The sequence below is a fragment of the Streptomyces sp. GESEQ-4 genome (assembly GCF_017948455.1).
In the GTDB taxonomy this organism is placed as follows: Bacteria; Actinomycetota; Actinomycetes; order Streptomycetales; family Streptomycetaceae; genus Streptomyces.
The window spans coordinates 589,904-606,130 of record NZ_JAFFSU010000001.1 but is presented as its reverse complement, the minus strand read 5'-3'; the positions used below and the strand labels follow the sequence as shown (position 1 = coordinate 606,130).

Here is a 16,227-nt window from a genome sequence, read left to right as displayed (position 1 = left end):
CCGTCTGCAGGGAGACGGCGGCCCCTCCCGCTGTCAGAGTGGCCGTATGCGCGCTCACCGGCTCAGTCGGGGACTGGTGGCCGCCGCTGACGCCGTGGCGAGCGGAGTGATCCCGTTCGTCCGTCCGCCGGCTGGGTACTCGTCAGCCCATGCGAATCAGCGTGGTGGATGTGGGGTCGAACACGGTCCGGCTGGTGGTGGCGGACGCGATGGGTGGGGCGCCGCTGCCGGTCCACACCGCCAAGTGGCGCCTGAGGCTGTCCGACGAGGTCGGGCCCGGCGGCCGGATTCCCGAGACGGCGGTGGAACGACTCGTCGACGCGGTGGCCCAGGCGAGCACGACCGCCTCGAAATGGGGCGCCGCGGGCCCGCTGGCCTTCGCCACGGCTGTGGTGCGGGGCGCCCCGAACCGGCAGGACGTCCTGCGCGCCGTGCGGACGCGCACCGGAGTCGAGCTGTGCACCCTCCCGGGCGAGGTCGAGGCCGAGCTGACCTTCCTGGGCGCCCGGCGCTGGATGGGCTGGCAGTCGGGGCCGCTCGCGCTGCTCGACATCGGCGGCGGTTCTCTCGAAGTGGCCTTCGGCCGCGGCCGGTTGCCGGACTTCGCGGCCTCCCTGCCGCTCGGCGCGGGACGGCTGACGCGTGAGTTCTTCGACGACCAGGATCCCCCGCCGCCGGAGCAGGTGAAGGCGCTGCGCCGCAGAGTCCGGCACCAGCTGCGGGACGTGGCGGCCCGGATCCGCTGGGAGGGGCCGCGCAGCGCGGTCGCCACCTCCCGTACGTTCCAGCAGTTGGGGCGGCTGTGCGGAGCCGCGCCCGGCCGGAAGGGCCCGTTCACCGAACGGCTGCTGCGCCGCTCGGACCTGCGCGCGGCGATCGACCGGCTGGCCGCGCTGCCCGCCGCCGAACGCGCCGAACTTCCCGGCATCTCCGCGCCGCGGGCCAAGCAGAGCCTGGCAGGCGCGGTGGTCGGGCACACCGCGATGAAGCTGACCGGCCTCAAGGCGGTCACCCTCTGTCCTTGGGCACTGCGCGAGGGCATCCTGCTGCGGCACCTCGAGGACGGCTCCGCCTGGTGGGCGGAGATCACCCGGCACGCCGAGGAAGCCCCTCCCCCGGAGCCGGTGCCGTTGCGGGTGGCGACCGCGACGGACTGACGAACCGAACAGCACAGCACTGCACTGCACTGCACTGCACTGCACAGAACCGCATCGACCGAGGAGACACCGTGCCCCAGCACGATCACCGGCCCGACGACCAGCCCGAGCGGGCCGTCGACGAGGTCCTCCGCGAGATCGGGGAGGCCGAACACCGCGTCGAGGACCCCGAGGACTCCGAGCGGCAGCGCCACCGCAGGGGTGAGGCCGGCGAGGCCATCACCCCCAACACACAGGCGCAGGAAGAGTCCCGGGGCGACTGACGACCGGCGGCCGACTTCAACCGGCCGGGTCGCACGGCGGCACCGGGGTACCCGGGCCGCATGGAGCAGCACCGCACGGAACCCTCGCTGCCGTCGGCCCGCGGCCGGATCTCCGCTGCCGTCGGGGAGTACCTGCTGGGCGCGGGACCGCTGCCGCGCGCCGAGGACATCACCGCCGCACCCGCCTACGGCGACGACCTCCAGCTCGCCCTGTACCTGTGCTACGAACTGCACTACCGAGGCTTCGCGGGCGTACCCCCGGACCGTGAGTGGGACCCGGATCTGCTGCGCGTCCGCGCGGCGCTGGAGCACCGTTTCCTGTCCGCCCTGCGCGCCGACTCCCCGGTCCACGACACCGTCGACGGCTCGCTGGCGGAGCTCCTCGTCGAGCCCGTCGACGGCTCCGGGGTCACCCATTACCTCTGCGACGAGGGCGAGTTGTGGCAGCTGCGCGAGTACGCGGCCCAGCGTTCCCTGTACCACCTCAAGGAGGCCGACCCGCACGCCTGGGTGCTGCCGCGGCTGTCGGGCCGGGCCAAGTCGGCCATGGCGGCGGTGGAGTTCGACGAGTACGGCGGGGGCCGCCCCGAGCGGCTGCACGCGCGCCTGTTCGCCGACCTGATGACGGACCTCGGCCTGGACCCGACATACGGCCGCTACCTCGACGCCGCCTCCGCCGACACCCTGGCCACGGTGAACCTGATGTCCCTCCTCGGCCTGCACCGGTCCCTGCGGGGCGCCCTGGTGGGCCACTTCGCGGCGGTCGAGATCACCTCGTCCCCCGGCTCCCGGCGACTCGCCGATGCCCTGCGCCGCACCGGAGCCGGTCCCGCCGCCGTGTTCTTCTACGACGAACACGTGGAGGCCGACGCGGTCCACGAGCAGGTCGTACGCCACGACGTGATCGGCGGGCTGCTGGACGCGGAACCGCACCTCGCGGCGGACGTGGCCTTCGGTGTCGACGTCACCGGATACCTGGAGGACCGTCTCGCCACCGCCCTGCTCGCGCAGTGGCGGGCGGGCCGGTCGTCGCTCCGCAGACCGCTGGAGCACGACATATCCGGTATCTCATGAAATGAGGGGTACCTGGGAGGCATGAACGCTCTGGCGCTTCCGCTCTCCCCACCCGGCGTGTACGCCCCGCAGGACGACACCGCGCTGCTGGCCGGAGCCCTGTCCCAGGAACGGCTCCCGCCGAACGCGGAGGTTCTCGACGTGGGCACCGGGACGGGTGCGCTGGCGCTCCAGGCCGCGCGCCGGGGCACCCTGGTGACCGCGGTGGACGTGTCATGGCTGGCGGTGTGGACCGCACGGCTGAACGCCTGGCTGGCCGGACTTCCGATCCGTATCCGGCACGGGGATCTGTTCGCCCCGGTGCGCGAGCAGAAGTTCGACCTCATCCTCGCCAACCCGCCGTACGTACCGGCGCCCGACGCCCGGCCGCGGCATAGCGGCGGGGCGCGGTCGTGGGACGCGGGCCGCGACGGCCGGTTCGTCCTCGACCCGCTCTGCCGGGAGGCACCCGCCCTGCTGCGCCCGGGCGGAGTCCTGCTGGTCGTGCACTCCGCGCTGAGCGGTCCCGGCCGCACCCTCGCGTATCTGCGTGGATCGGGCCTGAGGACCGCCGTGACAGTGCGGAGGCGCATCGCGTTCGGCCCGGTGCTGCGCGCCCGGCAGGACTGGCTGCGTGAGCGGGGCCTGCTGAGCGCGGCCCAGGACAAGGAAGAGCTGGTGGTCATCCGTGCCGAACGCCCCCGCTGACCGACCGCGCCGTCTCACCCTCCACGAGCCGGGCCCACTCCTCGTGGACGGACCCGTCGAGGTGGAACTGGAGGACGGCACCACCGTCACCTCCGACCGCTTCCGGGTCGCCCTGTGCACCTGCCGGCGCAGCCGCCGTTACCCCTGGTGCGACACGAGCCACCGCAGGCGGACTCGACGTACATCCGAGGATTGACAGAAAGTCAATGCCCGCAAGGGAAATTCACCGGGTCGGGTGAACCAGATCTTGCAGGGCCGCTCCACAGGGATGGTCAAGACCGCGGCGGGGTACCTACCGAGATCGAATACGCCCCCTGTAGAGGTGGAGCGGACATGACGCCGGAAGCAGACGACCGCGCCCGCGAGCGGGCCGAGGGCACGGTCGTGGACGCCTTCAGAACGGCGCGGCCCGCGCCGAACACTCATGCCCTGACCCGCTCGCACGGTCCGTTCACCGTGGTCGAGGCGGCCGGTGACATCGATCTGGCGACCGCGGGGTTCCTCGCGGAGCATCTCGACGCGGCGACCGCGGGGCCGGAGCCGGATGTGCTGGTCGATCTGCGAAGTGTGGACTTCTTCGACTGCTCCGGCCTGCGCGTGCTGTGCCGGGCCGAGGAACGCGCCGTGGCACGCGGTGGCCGGCTGCGGATCGTCGCGGACGATCCATTGCTGCGCCGGCTGCTGCGCGCATCGGGCCTGCTGGACCGGTTCCCTCCGCTTCCCGGCGTCCCGGAAGAACTTCCGGGTGTCCCGGAGGAACTGCCAAGTGTCCCGGAGAAGCTTCCCGGTCCCCCGGAGGACCGGGAGTGAGCTTGCGGGCCGGCGGGCGGCCCCACTCCGCCCGCCGGCCTTGTGCGAGATCACAGGGGCCCCGTCACAGGGTCCGCACTCCCCAGCTACGTGCCCTGCTGGTGATCACGGGGCCCGTGCGATCCCGGTCCCTCAGAACGCGAAGACACTCGCCCCGTAGGAGTTCTTCACGCACTCGTTGCCGAAGGTCCGCTCATAGGAGACGCGCTTGCCCTGCCAGACGCCCTCGACGGTGACGACCACCGGGTCGTACTGCTTGGTGCACAGCACACCGTCCTTGCTCTTCAGTGCGTCGAAGTCACCGTCCGCTCCGCGCAGTTCGGCGCAGGCGTCGGCGGCCACCGGATGGGTGCCGGAGGCCTTCGGAGCGCAGGTCAGGGTGACCGCGCGTTCCGGTGTGACGGTGGCCGCGCTCTCGCCGTGGCCGGCGGTGAGTACCAGCGCCGAGGGGGCGTAGAGCGAGGCGGGGGCGGCCGGGGTGGCGAGCGCGGCCCCCATGAGGGGCCCGCAGACGGCGGTGGCCGTGAGGCCGAGAGTCGCTGCCCAGCGCGCGGTGTTCCGCATTGTGTGCATCCTTCCGCTCGAAAAAGAGGGTCTGCCTCAGCCGGCTCGATCGGTGCCGGATCGGCGAGCGCGAGTCTGCCGAGTCCGCCGCCGCAGGTCACATCGAACCCATGGGTTTCAGTAACCTTGCGTATTGAATCAGTGGCGCGAAGTCACGGAATTCGAACGTTTCATGCCCATGGCCAAGCCACTCTTGATCACCGAAAGCGCTTGAGTGGCCGGTTTCCCGGTGCTCGTTAATCGTCCTGAAACATTCCGGTTCAGCCCTCGGCGCACTTCCGCCGCGACCCCTTGCCTTCGCGCCGGAACGGAGTAATCGTCATTACATGATTACGACAGAGCAACGAGAGAAGCTGCGCGGCTGGTTCGCCGGCCGACTGCCCGACGACCTCTTCGAAGAGCTGGTCGAGGTGATGGTGGACCGCGAGGAGATCACCGTCATCGGCCGGATCGCCGAACCGCGCCTGGCGGAGGACGCCCCGGCGGCCGAGCGGGAGGCGGCCGTGCAGGGCCGGATCGAGGAGTTCCGGGAGCGCACCCGCGAGGCCCGGATCGCGGTGGCCCGCGACGCCGAGCACCGGTTCCGCCGGAAGGTGTCCTGGGGCGTGGAGTGCGGCGGTGAGCGCACCCTGTTCACGCATATCGCCGCACCGGTCATGACCCGGCTGCGCCAGCCCGAACGTCAGGTCCTGGACACGCTCATCGCCGCCGGAGTCGCCCGCAGCCGCAGCGACGCCCTCGCCTGGTGCGTACGCCTGGTCCAGCGCCACACCGACGACTGGCTCGCCGAACTCAGGGACTCCCTGGAACACGTCCAGCGGGTGCGCGCCCAGGGCCCCGACACGGAACCCGAGGACACCCCGGCAGACGGCGAGTAGGGAGGCATCGCCGAGGTGCCGGCCACGTACATCACATACCTGCTCGACACCGGCCACTGGCCGTTGTTCTCCCAGCCGCGCGAACTCGCCCGTGTCCTGCGCGAGTCGGTGACCCGACCCTGATCGTCCCGTCTGCCTACCGGTCGGTATGGTCGGCGTACTGCGCGTTCTCAGCGACGAGAGGCGGGATGCAGGAGATGGGCAAGCACTGGGCCGACTTCCAGTACGAGATCTACCTCAACGGCATGTCGGGCGCCGTACCCCGGCTGCCCACCGATCTGACCCGGCTGGAGGAGCTGACCGAGCAGCGGCTCGGTCCCGGCCCCGTCGGCTATGTGGCGGGCAGTGCCGGCGACGGGAGCACGGCGCGTGCCAACCGGGCCGCTTTGGCGCGCCGCCGGATCGTGCCGCGCATGCTGCGGGACGTGCACGAGCGGGATCTGTCGGTCGAGGTGCTGGGCCGCGCGCTGCCCGCCCCGTTGGCGCTGGCGCCGGTCGGCGTGCTGTCGATCATGCACCCGGACGCGGAGTCGGCCGCTGCCCGTGCCGCCGCCGCGCAGGGCGTGCCGTACATCCTGTCGTCCGCGTCGAGCACGCCGATCGAGCAGGTCGCCGAGGCGATGGGCGATGCCGAGCGCTGGTTCCAGCTGTACTGGGCCAAGGACCGCGAGGTGACCCGGAGTTTCCTGAACCGGGCCAAGGCGAGCGGGTTCTCGGTGCTGGTCGTCACGCTGGACACGCCGATGCTGGCGTGGCGGCCCCGCGACCTCGACCAGGCGTATCTGCCGTTCCTGCACGGCGTGGGCACCGCCAACTACTTCTCGGACCCGGCGTTCCAGGCGGGCCTGGCCAAGCCGGTGCACGAGGATCCGAACGCGGCGGTGATGCACTTCGTCGGCATGTTCGCGGATCCCGGCAAGACCTGGCCCGACCTGGCGTTCCTGCGGGAGAACTGGGACGGACCGATCGTCCTCAAGGGCATCCTGCACCCCGACGACGCCCGGCTCGCCGCCGACGCCGGGATGGACGGGGTCGTGGTGTCCAACCACGGCGGGCGCCAGGTCGCCGGCTCCGTCGCCGCGGCCGACGCGCTGCCCCGGGTCGTCGAAGCCGTCGGCGACCGGCTGACCGTCCTCTTCGACAGCGGGGTGCGCACCGGCGACGACGTCTTCAAGGCGCTCGCGCTCGGCGCGCGGGCGGTGCTGGTCGGACGGCCGTACGTCTACGGGCTCGGCCTCGACGGACAGGCGGGCGTCGAGCATGTGATCCGCTGTCTGCTCGCGGAGTTCGACCTCACCCTCGCCCTGTCCGGACACGCCACGCCCGCCACGGTGGGCCCCGCCGACCTCGTCGAGGACCCCGCATGACCGACGCGAAGAAGAACGTCCTCGCCGTCGTCCCACCCCACGTCGGCGGCCGGGCGACCGGAGCCGGACTCGCCGGCCTGCTCTCCGGCGAGGCGCACGTCACCGTCGTCGAGGCCACCGACGAGGACCCCGCCGCCCTGCGCGCGGCGCACGTCATCGTGACGGCGCTCGCCCCGGTGACCGTCGAACATCTCGCCGCCGCACCGGAGTTGGAGCTGGTGCAGTGCGCCAGCCACGGCTTCGACTACGTCGACGTGACCGCCGCCCGCGCCCGCTCCGTGCCCGTCTGCACGATCGGCTCCAGCGGCGCCGAGGCGCAGAACGTCGCCGAGCAGACCTTCGCCCTCATGCTCGCCCTGGCCAAGCAGCTGATCCCCGCGCACACCGCCCTCGTCGAGGCCGACTGGGCGCTCCCCCGGCTGCAGAGCTCCCTCACCGAGTTGTCCGGCAAGACCCTCGGCATCGTGGGCCTGGGGCAGATCGGGCAGGAAGTCGCCCGGCGCGCGGTCGCGTTCGACATGACCGTCGTCTACGCCGGGCGGCGCCCCGTGCCGCCGGAGACGGCAGCCCGCCTCGGCGGCGCCCGTCATGTGCCGCTCGACGAGCTGCTGCGCACCGCCGACTACGTCTCCCTGCACACGCCCCTCACCGAGGAGACCCGGCAGCTGCTGAACGCCGAACGCCTCGCGCTCCTCAAGCCGACCGCGTTCGTGATCAACACCGCCCGGGGTGCCCTGATCGACCAGGACGCCCTCGCCGACGCGCTGGAGCGGGGCGCCCTGGCCGGGGCGGGCATCGACGTCTTCGACCCCGAACCGCCCACCCCGGCGCTGCGTCTGCTCAAAGCCCCGAACGTGGTGCTCTCCCCGCACACCGCGGGGGTCACCCGGGAGACGCTGATCCGGATCGCCCTGGCCGCCGTCCAGAACGTGGCCGGGTTCCTGGCGGGCAACCCCCCGCAGGACGTGGTGAGTTAGCCGGAAGCCGCGCCCCCTCAGGCCGTCCGGCCGGTGAGCCGGGTGGGCGGCACGGAGGGGACGTCGGTCCCGGCGATCGACAGCGACCCGGTGTCGGCCGACGCCCGGTCGGTCAGCCAGCGCTGCTCGGCGGAACCGTCACGGACCTTGACGACGATGTCGGCGCCCTCGTCCTTGGTGGTGGACGTCAGCGCGAGCCCCTCCTGCCAGCGGGCCAGCAACTCGCCCCGCACGGTGAGGTCGTAGCGGACGTCGTCGCCGCGCTCGGAGTCGTCGGGGGCGCAGGTGCCGAGGATGACGACACCGGCGTCCGCTCGCGAGTCCAGGCACAGGTTCGGATCCGCCACGCTGCGCAGCAGTCCGTCGACCTCGTACGACCACTGCTGGGTCGCGTCGGACGAGCAGGCGGCCAGTTCGGTCCCGGCGCCGGCCTTGACCTCGCCGCGGATGTCCAGGCACAGGTTCGCGGCCTCGTTGCGCAGCGTGGACTGCAGGGGGGCGGTGGGGAGTTGGGCGGTGCCCGGCCGGGTGGTCGTTTCCGGGGCACCGGTCGCGGCGGCGGACTCGGTCGGGTCGGTTACGCCGTCCGTGGCCCACAGGCTGGAGACCAGCACACCCGCCAAGAGCCCGGCGGAGGCGATACCCACGCTCGTGAGCAGCGCCCGGGTGGGCCGCGGGACATCGGCGATACGACGACGGGCCGGCGCGGGGACACGGGACAGGATCCGCTGGCGCGCTCTGCCGTGCCGGCCGGAGCCGCGTGCCCGCGTGGCCTGCTCGGCGCGGCCGGGACGGGAGTCGAGATAGCGGCGCGCTCCCCAGCCGAGCACGGCCTCGACGAGCAGCACACCCAATCCGCTCTCGAAATGACTCAGTTGTTCGGCGGCGAAACGGCAGTAGCGGCACTCTCCGAGATGCTGCTGAACATCCGGAAGCAGTGCGCCGCCCCGGCGGATCGGGACATCGAGGAGTCGGTTGTAGAAGCGGCAATCCTTGCTCGGTGCGAGTTCCCGATGAGCGTGTACACAACCCTCGCGGAATTTTTCACGCGCCTGTTCGAGAGCGGCCGTCGCGGTGTCGATGTCCATGCCCAGCAGTCCGGCGGGAACGGTTATCGGTTCCGCCTCGACCTCGGTGTGCCACAGCAGACACCGGGCGAGTCCGGGAAGGGCGTGGAATGAACGCTCGGCCAGCTTGCGATTTTCCGGCGTCATGGACTTCGCGGCACGCATGCCGCGACCCCCGGCGGGTTTCACCAAATCCGGCAGAACACCGGATATTCGCTCCTCGGACGACCATCGTCCGACGGTGTCCCGCACGGCCACGAGGAACCGCGGGCGCACCGCGTCGGCCGGCTCGCCGAGCGCCAGCCGGTCGAGAACCTGGTGAAACGCGGCGGCGGTGACCATGGAGGCGACGTCCGACTTCGCGGCGAGGCAGATGACCGCGTATTCGTGAGCGGGCCGCCAGTGCCGCGCCATCAGCAGCGCGACGGACGGAGAGGCCTCGGCGTCCGTACGGCCTCTCAGCCGGGTGGCGAGGCCCTCGTCGGATTCTGCGGGAACCCCGCCGGGCGGGGGGTAGGGCGGGCGAGGAGGGTGGGGGGTGGGCACTGAGCGGATTCCTTCCCACGCGCAGGTGACTCTCAGATGTTCCGGCCGCCGAAAAGGGAACTCAGTGTTGGTGCGTACCTTTTGGGCGACGACGCGGGGAGCATGAATTCGCGTGCCGGTCCGGCCCTGTTCCCCCCAGGACGAATGCGGCTCCGCCAATGCCCCCCACATGCGCTGTTCACCCTTGCACAACACACTCATGACCAACAAGGCACTCGAGCAACATCCGCCTCATTGAAAGTAAGTCAGAAGCGGCCGCAACTCGCCTCTGGGCACCTGTTTTCCCGTTTTTCCCCGCGCCCCGTGTGAATCGGGCGCACTCGCCGGTGCGCCGCGCACGCTCCCCTGCGCACGCCCCCGCGTAGTCCACTGGTGGCGGCCCACCTCGGAAGGCCGCGCGCGAGATGGCGGCTCTCTTGCGCGAACCCGGCCGCCGGCCCTGTTCCTCCCGCCCTCGGCCGGCGGCCTCGGGGTGGGCGGGCCGTTGCGTCGCCGGCCCCGTCAGATCTGCCACGAGCGCAGCCGGTCGGCCGCGCCGTAGATGTCCGCCTTGCCGGAGATCAGGTCGCGGGCGAGGTCGACGAGGGCGCCGTAGGGGGGGTCGATGCCGACGTCGCTGACGAACATGTAGGCCACGGCGGTGGCGCAGGCGAAGCGGGCGTTGGCCGCCGGCAGCGGCTTGAGCAGGGCGAGGGTGTGCAGCAGGGCGGCGGCCCGCCAGGCCGGGTCGGAGTCCACGCCGAGGCGCGGCGGGTCGACGCGATGGCGGGCGACGGCGGCGACCAGGGCCGAGAAGTCGTTGATGGTCGGCTGGTCGGGCAGGACCTCTTCGTGGCGCTGGAGCAGCCACGGGACGTCGATATGGACGACGGGAGCCATCGGTCAGGCGACCCGCCCCTCGCTCTTGATGGCTGGTTCGTCGTCGGGGAAGGCGGCCGCGAATTCGTCGGCGTGGGACGCGAAGAACCGGCGGAAGGCCTCCGCGCCCTCCTGCAGGGCACGGTGGCGGGCTATGTCGGCGGCTGCGGCCTCACGCACGAGCGCCTTCATCGACGTACCCCGCTCCTTGGCGATCTGCCGCAGGTCCTCCAGTTCGCGGTCACTGAACTCCACGTTGAGGGCTGGCATGCGTTTGAGGGTACCGCGCGGGTACTTACCCGTAAATACCGCCAGGTCACAGCGTCAATCGCGCGGTACCCCGAGGTCGGAACGCCATGTCCGATTCCCGCCGGACGCGACGCGGGCGGGGCGGCAGACTCGGCAGAGGAAGCGAGAGCACGACGAACGAATCGCACAGGACGGTGACCCTCTCATGACGCTCACCACCGACCGGGCCCGCCGCCGCGTCGACGGGACGGACTGGGCCGCCCTCGCCGAGGAACTGGACACGTACGGCAGCGCGCGGACGGGCCGGCTGCTGACCCCGGCGGAGTGCCGCGACCTGGCGGCGCTGTACGAGAAGCCGGAGCTGTTCCGGACCACCGTCGACATGGCACGGCACCGCTTCGGCTCCGGCGAGTACCGCTACTTCACCCATGACCTGCCCGCCCCGGTGGCCGCCCTGCGCGCCGCGCTCTATCCGCGTCTGCTGCCGATCGCCCGTGACTGGGCAGCCCGGCTCGACCGCCCTGCGCCCTGGCCGGACGCGCTCGACGAGTGGCTGGAGCGCTGCCACATGGCCGGGCAGGACCGGTCGGCGCAGATCCTGCTGCGCTACGGGGAGGGCGACTGGAACGCGCTGCACCGGGATGTGTTCGGGGAGATGCTCTTCCCGCTCCAGGTGGTCGTCGGACTCGACGCGTACGGCACCGACTACACCGGCGGCGAGTTCCTGATGGTGGAGCAGCGGCCCAGGGCCCAGTCGCGGGGCACCGCCACCGCGCTCGAGCAGGGCCACGGCCTGGTCTTCACGACCCGGGACCGGCCCGTGCGCACCCGGCGCGGCTGGTCGGCCGGGGCGATGCGGCACGGAGTGAGCCCGGTGCGATCCGGCCACCGGCACTCGCTGGGGCTCGTCTTCCACGACGCGTCCTGAGTCCGGCAGGGGCGAGCGGTGAGACATAGGTCACAATTCGGCCGTCGATGTCACAGTCCGGCCCCCTGCGGCCCTCGCAGTAGTGAGCGCACCACCGCGGAGGCCTGTTCATGTCCGAGTTCCCTGTGCCCGACACCGACGAGCGACTCAGCGAGGCGACCGGAGTCTTCGTCGACCACCGTGAGCTGTTGTTCGGCCTCGTCTACAACATCCTGGGCAGTGTCGCGGACACCGAGGACGTGCTCCAGGAGACCTGGCTGTCCTGGACGGCCCGGGGCCGGGGCCGCGACCTCGACGGGATCGACAACCCCCGGGCGTATCTGGTCCGCATCGCCGTCAACCACGCGCTGACCCGGCGCGCCGCGATCAACCGGTCCCGTGAGACCTACGTCGGTCCCTGGCTGCCGGAGCCGCTGGTCGCCGACGACGGCGCCGACGATCCCGCGCTGCGCACCGAGTCCGTGTCGCTGGCGATGCTGGTGGTGCTGGAGTCGCTCACACCGCTGGAGCGCGCGGTGTTCGTGCTGGGCGAGGTGTTCGGGTACGCCCACACCGAGATCGCGGAGCTGATCGACCGCACCCCGGCGGCCGTACGGCAGCTGGCGCATCGGGCGCGGGCGCATGTGCACGCGCGGCGGCCGCGGTACCAGGCGCATCCGCGGGTGCGCCGGGAGGCGACCGAGCGGTTCGTGCAGGCGGCCCTCGGCGGGGACATCGCCGCGCTGATGGAGATCCTCGCCCCGGACGTGACGGTGTGGTCGGACGGCGGCGGCAAGCGCAGGGGCACGGCGCTGCGCCCGGTGCGCGGCCGGGACAAGGCGGTCCGCCTCATCGGCTCGCTCGGCGCCCGGGGTGCCGCACAAAGCCTCGAACTGCGCTACCGCCGGGTCAACGGCGACGAGGCGATGGTGCTGTTCCAGGGCGACGAGCCGTACGCGGTAATGGTCATGGACCTCACACCCGAGGGCGACCGGGTGTCCGGCGTCTACATCGTCAGCAATCCCGACAAGCTCACGCACGTCCACAAGGAGGAGGCGTGACCACCACCGTGCGGCCCGGGAAGGGCGAGCGGCTCGCCGACTGGTTCGACGGCCGCCTCGGCACCCACACGCTCGGCAAGAAGTACCTGCGGAAGGTCTTCCCCGACCACTGGTCGTTCCTGCTCGGCGAGGTCTGTCTGTACAGCTTCATCGTGCTGATCCTCACCGGCGTGTGGCTCACCTTCTTCTTCCATCCGTCGATGAACGAGGTGGTGTACCACGGCAGTTACGTCCCACTGAACGGCGTCCGGATGTCCGAGGCGTACGCCTCCACCCTGGAGATCAGCTTCGATGTGCGCGGCGGGCTGCTGATCCGGCAGCTGCACCACTGGGCGGCGCTGATCTTCGTGGCCGCGATGCTGACGCACATGATGCGGCACTTCTTCACGGGTTCGTTCCGCAAGCCGCGTGAGATCAACTGGCTGTTCGGCTGGTCCATACTCTTCCTCGGCCTGTTCGAGGGCCTGATGGGCTACTCGCTGCCGGACGACCTGCTGTCGGGGACGGGGATGCGGTTCGTCGAGGGCGCGCTGCTGTCGGTGCCGATCGTGGGGACGTATCTGACGATGTTCCTGTTCGGCGGCGAGTTCCCCGGCGACGACATCGTGGCCCGCTTCTACTCGCTGCACATCCTGGTGGTCCCCGGCATCATGGCCGCGCTGGTGGTGGCGCACATCCTGCTGGTCTTCTACCACAAGCACACGCAGTTCGCGGGCCCCGGCCGCACCGAGCGCAATGTCGTCGGCTCGCCCTTCATGCCGGTGTACATGGCGAAGGCGGGCGGCTTCTTCTTCCTGGTCTTCGGCGTCCTCACGCTGATCGCGGCCATCGCGACGATCAACCCGGTCTGGCAGTACGGCCCCTTCCGCGCCGATCAGGTCTCCACCGGCGCCCAGCCGGACTGGTACCTCGGGTTCGCCGAGGGTCTGGTCCGGGTGATGCCGGGCTGGGAGATCAATCTGTGGGGTCACACGCTGGTCATGGGTGTGCTGATCCCGGTCGTCGTCTTCCCGCTCCTGCTGCTCTTCATCGGCGTGTATCCGTTCCTGGAGGCCCGGATCACCGGCGACAAGCGGGAACACCACCTCCTGGACCGGCCGCGCAACCGCCCGGTGCGTACGGGCATCGGCGCGGCCTGGATCAGCCTCTATCTGATCCTGCTGGCGGGCGGCGGAAACGACATCGTGGCGACCCGGCTCCATCTGTCGATCAACACGGTGACGTGGGCGGTGCGGATCGCCGTGTTCGTGGTCCCGGTGGTCGTCTTCGTCGTCACCCGGCGTATCTGTCTCGGTCTCCAGCTCCGCGACAGGGAGCTGGTGGCGCACGGCCGGGAGACCGGTGTGATCAAGCGGCTGCCGCACGGCGAGTACGTCGAGGTGCACCAGCCGCTCGATCAGGCCCGGCTCCACACCCTGACCGCCCATGAGCGGCCAGGGGAACTGGTGAAGGTGGAACGCGCGAGCCTCAGCCCTGATCCGCCACGAAGGACGCCATCCGGGTCAGGGCGGAGTTCCAGTTGATGGTGTGCTCGTTCGTCGACCAGGACTGGATGTCGTCGATGTAGCAGAACTGGCCGACGCAGCCCTGGAGTTTGCTCTGTGCGTAGGGGTCCTGGATGCTCGAGTTGGGGCCTCCGGCGAGCGTGCCCTTCGGCGGGTTCGGCAGATTCGGGTCGAGCTGGCGGGCGTACCAACGGCTGTGCTGGTTGCGGGCGTCGACGTCGCCGTAGCCGGTGACGTAGGAGATGTTCAGCGCGTTGCGGCCGAGGATGTAGTCCATGCTCTGCAGTGCGCCGTCCCGGTACTTCGAGGCGCCGGTGAGGTCGTACGCGGTGGCGATGACGACCGCGTTGTGCAGGATCTGGTGGTTGGAGCCCCAGTCGTAGAGGTTGTCCGCGGGGGCGTACGGCATGCCGTACGGGTGTGACTTCAGGGTGGCCAGGTAGGTGTCGGCGCCCTTGATCACCGACTGGCGCACCTTGTCCCGGCCGGGCAGCTTGCTCGGGACGGTCGCCAGGTCCAGTCGTCCGGCGGCGGCCGTCCTGGCCCAGTCGTAGCCGAGGGGCCCGAAGATGTCGGCCGTGTGGACCGGCGAGTTCAGGATGTACCGCTCGAACTCCTTCTGCCCGGTGGTGAGATACAGCTGGGCGGCGGCCCAGTAGAACTCGTCGGTCGCGTCGGTGTCGGGGTAGGCGCCGCCTCCGGTGCCGTCGTTGGGGTCGGGGTGGACCGCGGGGTGCGCGAGCGCCGCGGACCAGGCCTTGCGGGCGGCTGCCAGTGCCTCGGTGGCGAACTGGCGGTCGTAGGGCCGGTACAGCCGGGCCGCCTGCGCGGCCGTCGCCGCCAGGTTCAGCGTCGCCTCGGTGGTCGGCGGGTGCAGTTCGCGCTTCTGCGGATCGTCGCTGGGCAGCAGGGGCAGGCCGGTCCACTGCTCGTCGTGCATCTTGTGGTGGGCCATGCCGGCGAGCGGCTGCCCGTCCGGCACCTGCATCTTCAGCAGGAACTCCAGCTCCCAGCGGGCCTCGTCGAGGATGTCCGGCACCTTGTTGCCGCTCTCCGGTATGGCGAGCGAGCCGTCGCCGAGCTTCGCCGGGTGGCCGGTGCGGGCCAGCAGGGAGCGTTCGTAGGTGCTGAGCACCTCCCAGGTGGAGATGCCGCCGTTGACGACGTACTTGCCGTGGTCGCCGGCGTCGTACCAGCCGCCGGTCACGTCGAGGGTGTAGTCGCAGACGCCGGGCTGGCAGGGGACGTTCGCGTCGCCCTGGTTGGGCGCGACGTTCACATGGCCGGCGGGGCGTCCGTAGCCGGGCCGCAGGTCGTCGCGGATGGCGATGCCGCTGCGCTGCGTGTAGTAGTACTTCACCGCGTCCACGCGCAGTTGCTCATAGGCGCGCGCGTCGATGTCGAACGGGCGGCTCGTCTCCCCGTCGGCGACCAGGGTGAAGCCCTGTCCGCGCCCGCGGTAGGCGCCGAAGTCGATCGAGTGGACGTTCTGCGCGGACGACACGTCGGTGCCGCGCGGCACGGTCCAGCCGTGGGCGACCGTCGTCCCGGCGGCGTTCTTCACCTGCCAGGGCAGCTTGCCGGTGGCGTCGGTGACCAGCGTGGCGTTCTTGGGTCCCGCCGGCAGATAGGCGACCTGGTTGACCCGCACGCGCGGCCCGGTGTCCGGCTCGTACGGCTCCGGCTCCACCCCGCCCAGCAGCGACACGTCGTCCATGCAGAACCGCCAGTCGTCCGCCTGGCCGCCGAGCTGGAAGCCGACCTGGCCCTGGGTGGTGTCGACGGGCGAAGTGAACGTGTAGGCATACGAGTCACCGGACACGCTCAGCTGCGGGCTCACCTCGAACCAGGTGTCGTACGGAGCCACCGACAGCCCCACGATCGCACGCACCACATGGCCCGCGGGCGTGCCGTTCGCGGTGAAGGAGATCCGGTACGACTCCCCCTTCACCAGGGTGACGTCGTTCTGGCCGACGGCCGCGTCCCAGCGGTTGGCGGTGCCTCCCGGGACGTCCGCGCAGAGCTGTCCGCCGGACAGACCGGCGGTGACGTTGGTCGTCGTCCACCAGGGATCGACGGTGGTGTCGAAAGTGCCGTTCTTGAGTTGCTCGACCTCGTCGGCGGCGGCCGGCAGCGCGGTCAGCGCCGCCGCCAGCAGGGCCATCAGGGACAACAAGGCGGTTCTGCGTCTTTTCACGTCTGGGCTCCTCGGGAGAGGTACGGGTGACGCTACCGGCGTGGGAGCGCTCCCAGATGC

The 16,227-nt window shown here is 71.1% G+C and carries 17 protein-coding genes and 1 pseudogene; 13 read left to right on the top strand and 5 right to left on the bottom strand.

The features are described 5' to 3' along the window. Positions 1-149: 149 nt before the first annotated feature. From KCH48_RS02740 to KCH48_RS02715, 6 genes are all read left to right on the top strand, one after another. A complete protein-coding gene (locus tag KCH48_RS02740; RefSeq protein WP_210569993.1) occupies positions 150-1,157 on the top strand; it encodes a Ppx/GppA phosphatase family protein in 1,008 nt (335 codons plus the stop codon). 71 nt (positions 1,158-1,228) lie between these two features. Beyond that, positions 1,229-1,420: a hypothetical protein gene (locus KCH48_RS02735; RefSeq protein ID WP_210569992.1), complete on the top strand. Its 192-nt coding sequence runs from the start codon at positions 1,229-1,231 to the stop codon at positions 1,418-1,420. A gap of 60 nt (positions 1,421-1,480) precedes the next feature. Beyond that, on the top strand, positions 1,481-2,494 hold the full coding sequence (locus KCH48_RS02730) for an iron-containing redox enzyme family protein (protein ID WP_210569991.1): 1,014 nt from the start codon (positions 1,481-1,483) through the stop codon (positions 2,492-2,494). 21 nt (positions 2,495-2,515) lie between these two features. Then, positions 2,516-3,181: a HemK2/MTQ2 family protein methyltransferase gene (locus KCH48_RS02725; RefSeq protein ID WP_210569990.1), complete on the top strand. Its 666-nt coding sequence runs from the start codon at positions 2,516-2,518 to the stop codon at positions 3,179-3,181. Then, positions 3,162-3,377, top strand: a complete 216-nt coding sequence (locus KCH48_RS02720; protein WP_210569989.1) for a CDGSH iron-sulfur domain-containing protein — start codon at positions 3,162-3,164, stop codon at positions 3,375-3,377. Before KCH48_RS02725 ends, KCH48_RS02720 begins: the two co-directional genes overlap by 20 nt. Before the next feature lie 137 nt (positions 3,378-3,514). Then, positions 3,515-3,991, top strand: coding sequence for an STAS domain-containing protein (locus KCH48_RS02715; protein ID WP_210569988.1), 477 nt, complete (start codon positions 3,515-3,517; stop codon positions 3,989-3,991). A gap of 132 nt (positions 3,992-4,123) precedes the next feature. On the opposite strand, the gene KCH48_RS02710 is transcribed toward KCH48_RS02715, so the two are convergent. Continuing rightward, positions 4,124-4,555 carry a protease inhibitor gene (locus KCH48_RS02710; RefSeq protein WP_210569987.1) on the bottom strand — a complete coding sequence of 144 codons (432 nt, stop codon included), beginning with the start codon at positions 4,553-4,555 and terminating at the stop codon, positions 4,124-4,126. Between the two features lie 326 nt (positions 4,556-4,881). Here KCH48_RS02710 and KCH48_RS02705 point away from each other — a divergent pair, with 326 nt between their 5' ends. From KCH48_RS02705 to KCH48_RS02690, 4 genes and pseudogenes are all read left to right on the top strand, one after another. After that, positions 4,882-5,433, top strand: a complete 552-nt coding sequence (locus KCH48_RS02705; protein ID WP_210569986.1) for a hypothetical protein — start codon at positions 4,882-4,884, stop codon at positions 5,431-5,433. A gap of 6 nt (positions 5,434-5,439) precedes the next feature. Next, positions 5,440-5,556, top strand: a pseudogene (locus tag KCH48_RS43355) (alpha/beta hydrolase); the annotation flags it as partial. A gap of 74 nt (positions 5,557-5,630) precedes the next feature. Beyond that, the gene (locus KCH48_RS02695) at positions 5,631-6,800 is read left to right on the top strand and encodes a lactate 2-monooxygenase (RefSeq protein ID WP_210569985.1); all 1,170 of its coding nucleotides are present in this window, start codon (positions 5,631-5,633) and stop codon (positions 6,798-6,800) included. Then, positions 6,797-7,777, top strand: coding sequence for a 2-hydroxyacid dehydrogenase (locus KCH48_RS02690; RefSeq protein ID WP_210569983.1), 981 nt, complete (start codon positions 6,797-6,799; stop codon positions 7,775-7,777). Before KCH48_RS02695 ends, KCH48_RS02690 begins: the two co-directional genes overlap by 4 nt. A 17-nt stretch (positions 7,778-7,794) precedes the next feature. Here the strand turns inward: KCH48_RS02690 and KCH48_RS02685 are convergent, their stop codons facing one another. From KCH48_RS02685 to KCH48_RS02675, 3 genes are all read right to left on the bottom strand, one after another. Then, positions 7,795-9,390, bottom strand: coding sequence for an RICIN domain-containing protein (locus KCH48_RS02685; protein ID WP_210569981.1), 1,596 nt, complete (start codon positions 9,388-9,390; stop codon positions 7,795-7,797). 501 nt (positions 9,391-9,891) lie between these two features. Continuing rightward, positions 9,892-10,269 (bottom strand): toxin Doc, encoded by a 378-nt coding sequence (locus KCH48_RS02680; RefSeq protein WP_210569979.1) that lies wholly within the window; start codon positions 10,267-10,269, stop codon positions 9,892-9,894. Positions 10,270-10,272: 3 nt separating this feature from the next. Then, the gene (locus KCH48_RS02675) at positions 10,273-10,518 is read right to left on the bottom strand and encodes a hypothetical protein (protein ID WP_210569977.1); all 246 of its coding nucleotides are present in this window, start codon (positions 10,516-10,518) and stop codon (positions 10,273-10,275) included. A 184-nt stretch (positions 10,519-10,702) separates the two neighbouring features. On the opposite strand from KCH48_RS02675, the gene KCH48_RS02670 reads away from it, so the two are divergent. The 3 genes from KCH48_RS02670 to KCH48_RS02660 all read left to right on the top strand — a co-directional run bounded on the left by KCH48_RS02670 (position 10,703) and on the right by KCH48_RS02660 (position 13,988). Next, positions 10,703-11,425, top strand: a complete 723-nt coding sequence (locus KCH48_RS02670; protein ID WP_210569975.1) for a 2OG-Fe(II) oxygenase — start codon at positions 10,703-10,705, stop codon at positions 11,423-11,425. 110 nt (positions 11,426-11,535) lie between these two features. Further along, positions 11,536-12,465 carry an RNA polymerase sigma factor SigJ gene (gene sigJ / locus KCH48_RS02665; RefSeq protein ID WP_210569973.1) on the top strand — a complete coding sequence of 310 codons (930 nt, stop codon included), beginning with the start codon at positions 11,536-11,538 and terminating at the stop codon, positions 12,463-12,465. Next, a complete protein-coding gene (locus KCH48_RS02660) occupies positions 12,462-13,988 on the top strand; it encodes a cytochrome bc complex cytochrome b subunit (protein ID WP_210569971.1) in 1,527 nt (508 codons plus the stop codon). Before sigJ ends, KCH48_RS02660 begins: the two co-directional genes overlap by 4 nt. Here the strand turns inward: KCH48_RS02660 and KCH48_RS02655 are convergent. Further along, positions 13,933-16,167 carry a glycoside hydrolase family 9 protein gene (locus KCH48_RS02655; RefSeq protein WP_210569969.1) on the bottom strand — a complete coding sequence of 745 codons (2,235 nt, stop codon included), beginning with the start codon at positions 16,165-16,167 and terminating at the stop codon, positions 13,933-13,935. The genes KCH48_RS02660 and KCH48_RS02655 overlap by 56 nt on opposite strands. Between the last annotated feature and the right edge of the window lie 60 nt (positions 16,168-16,227).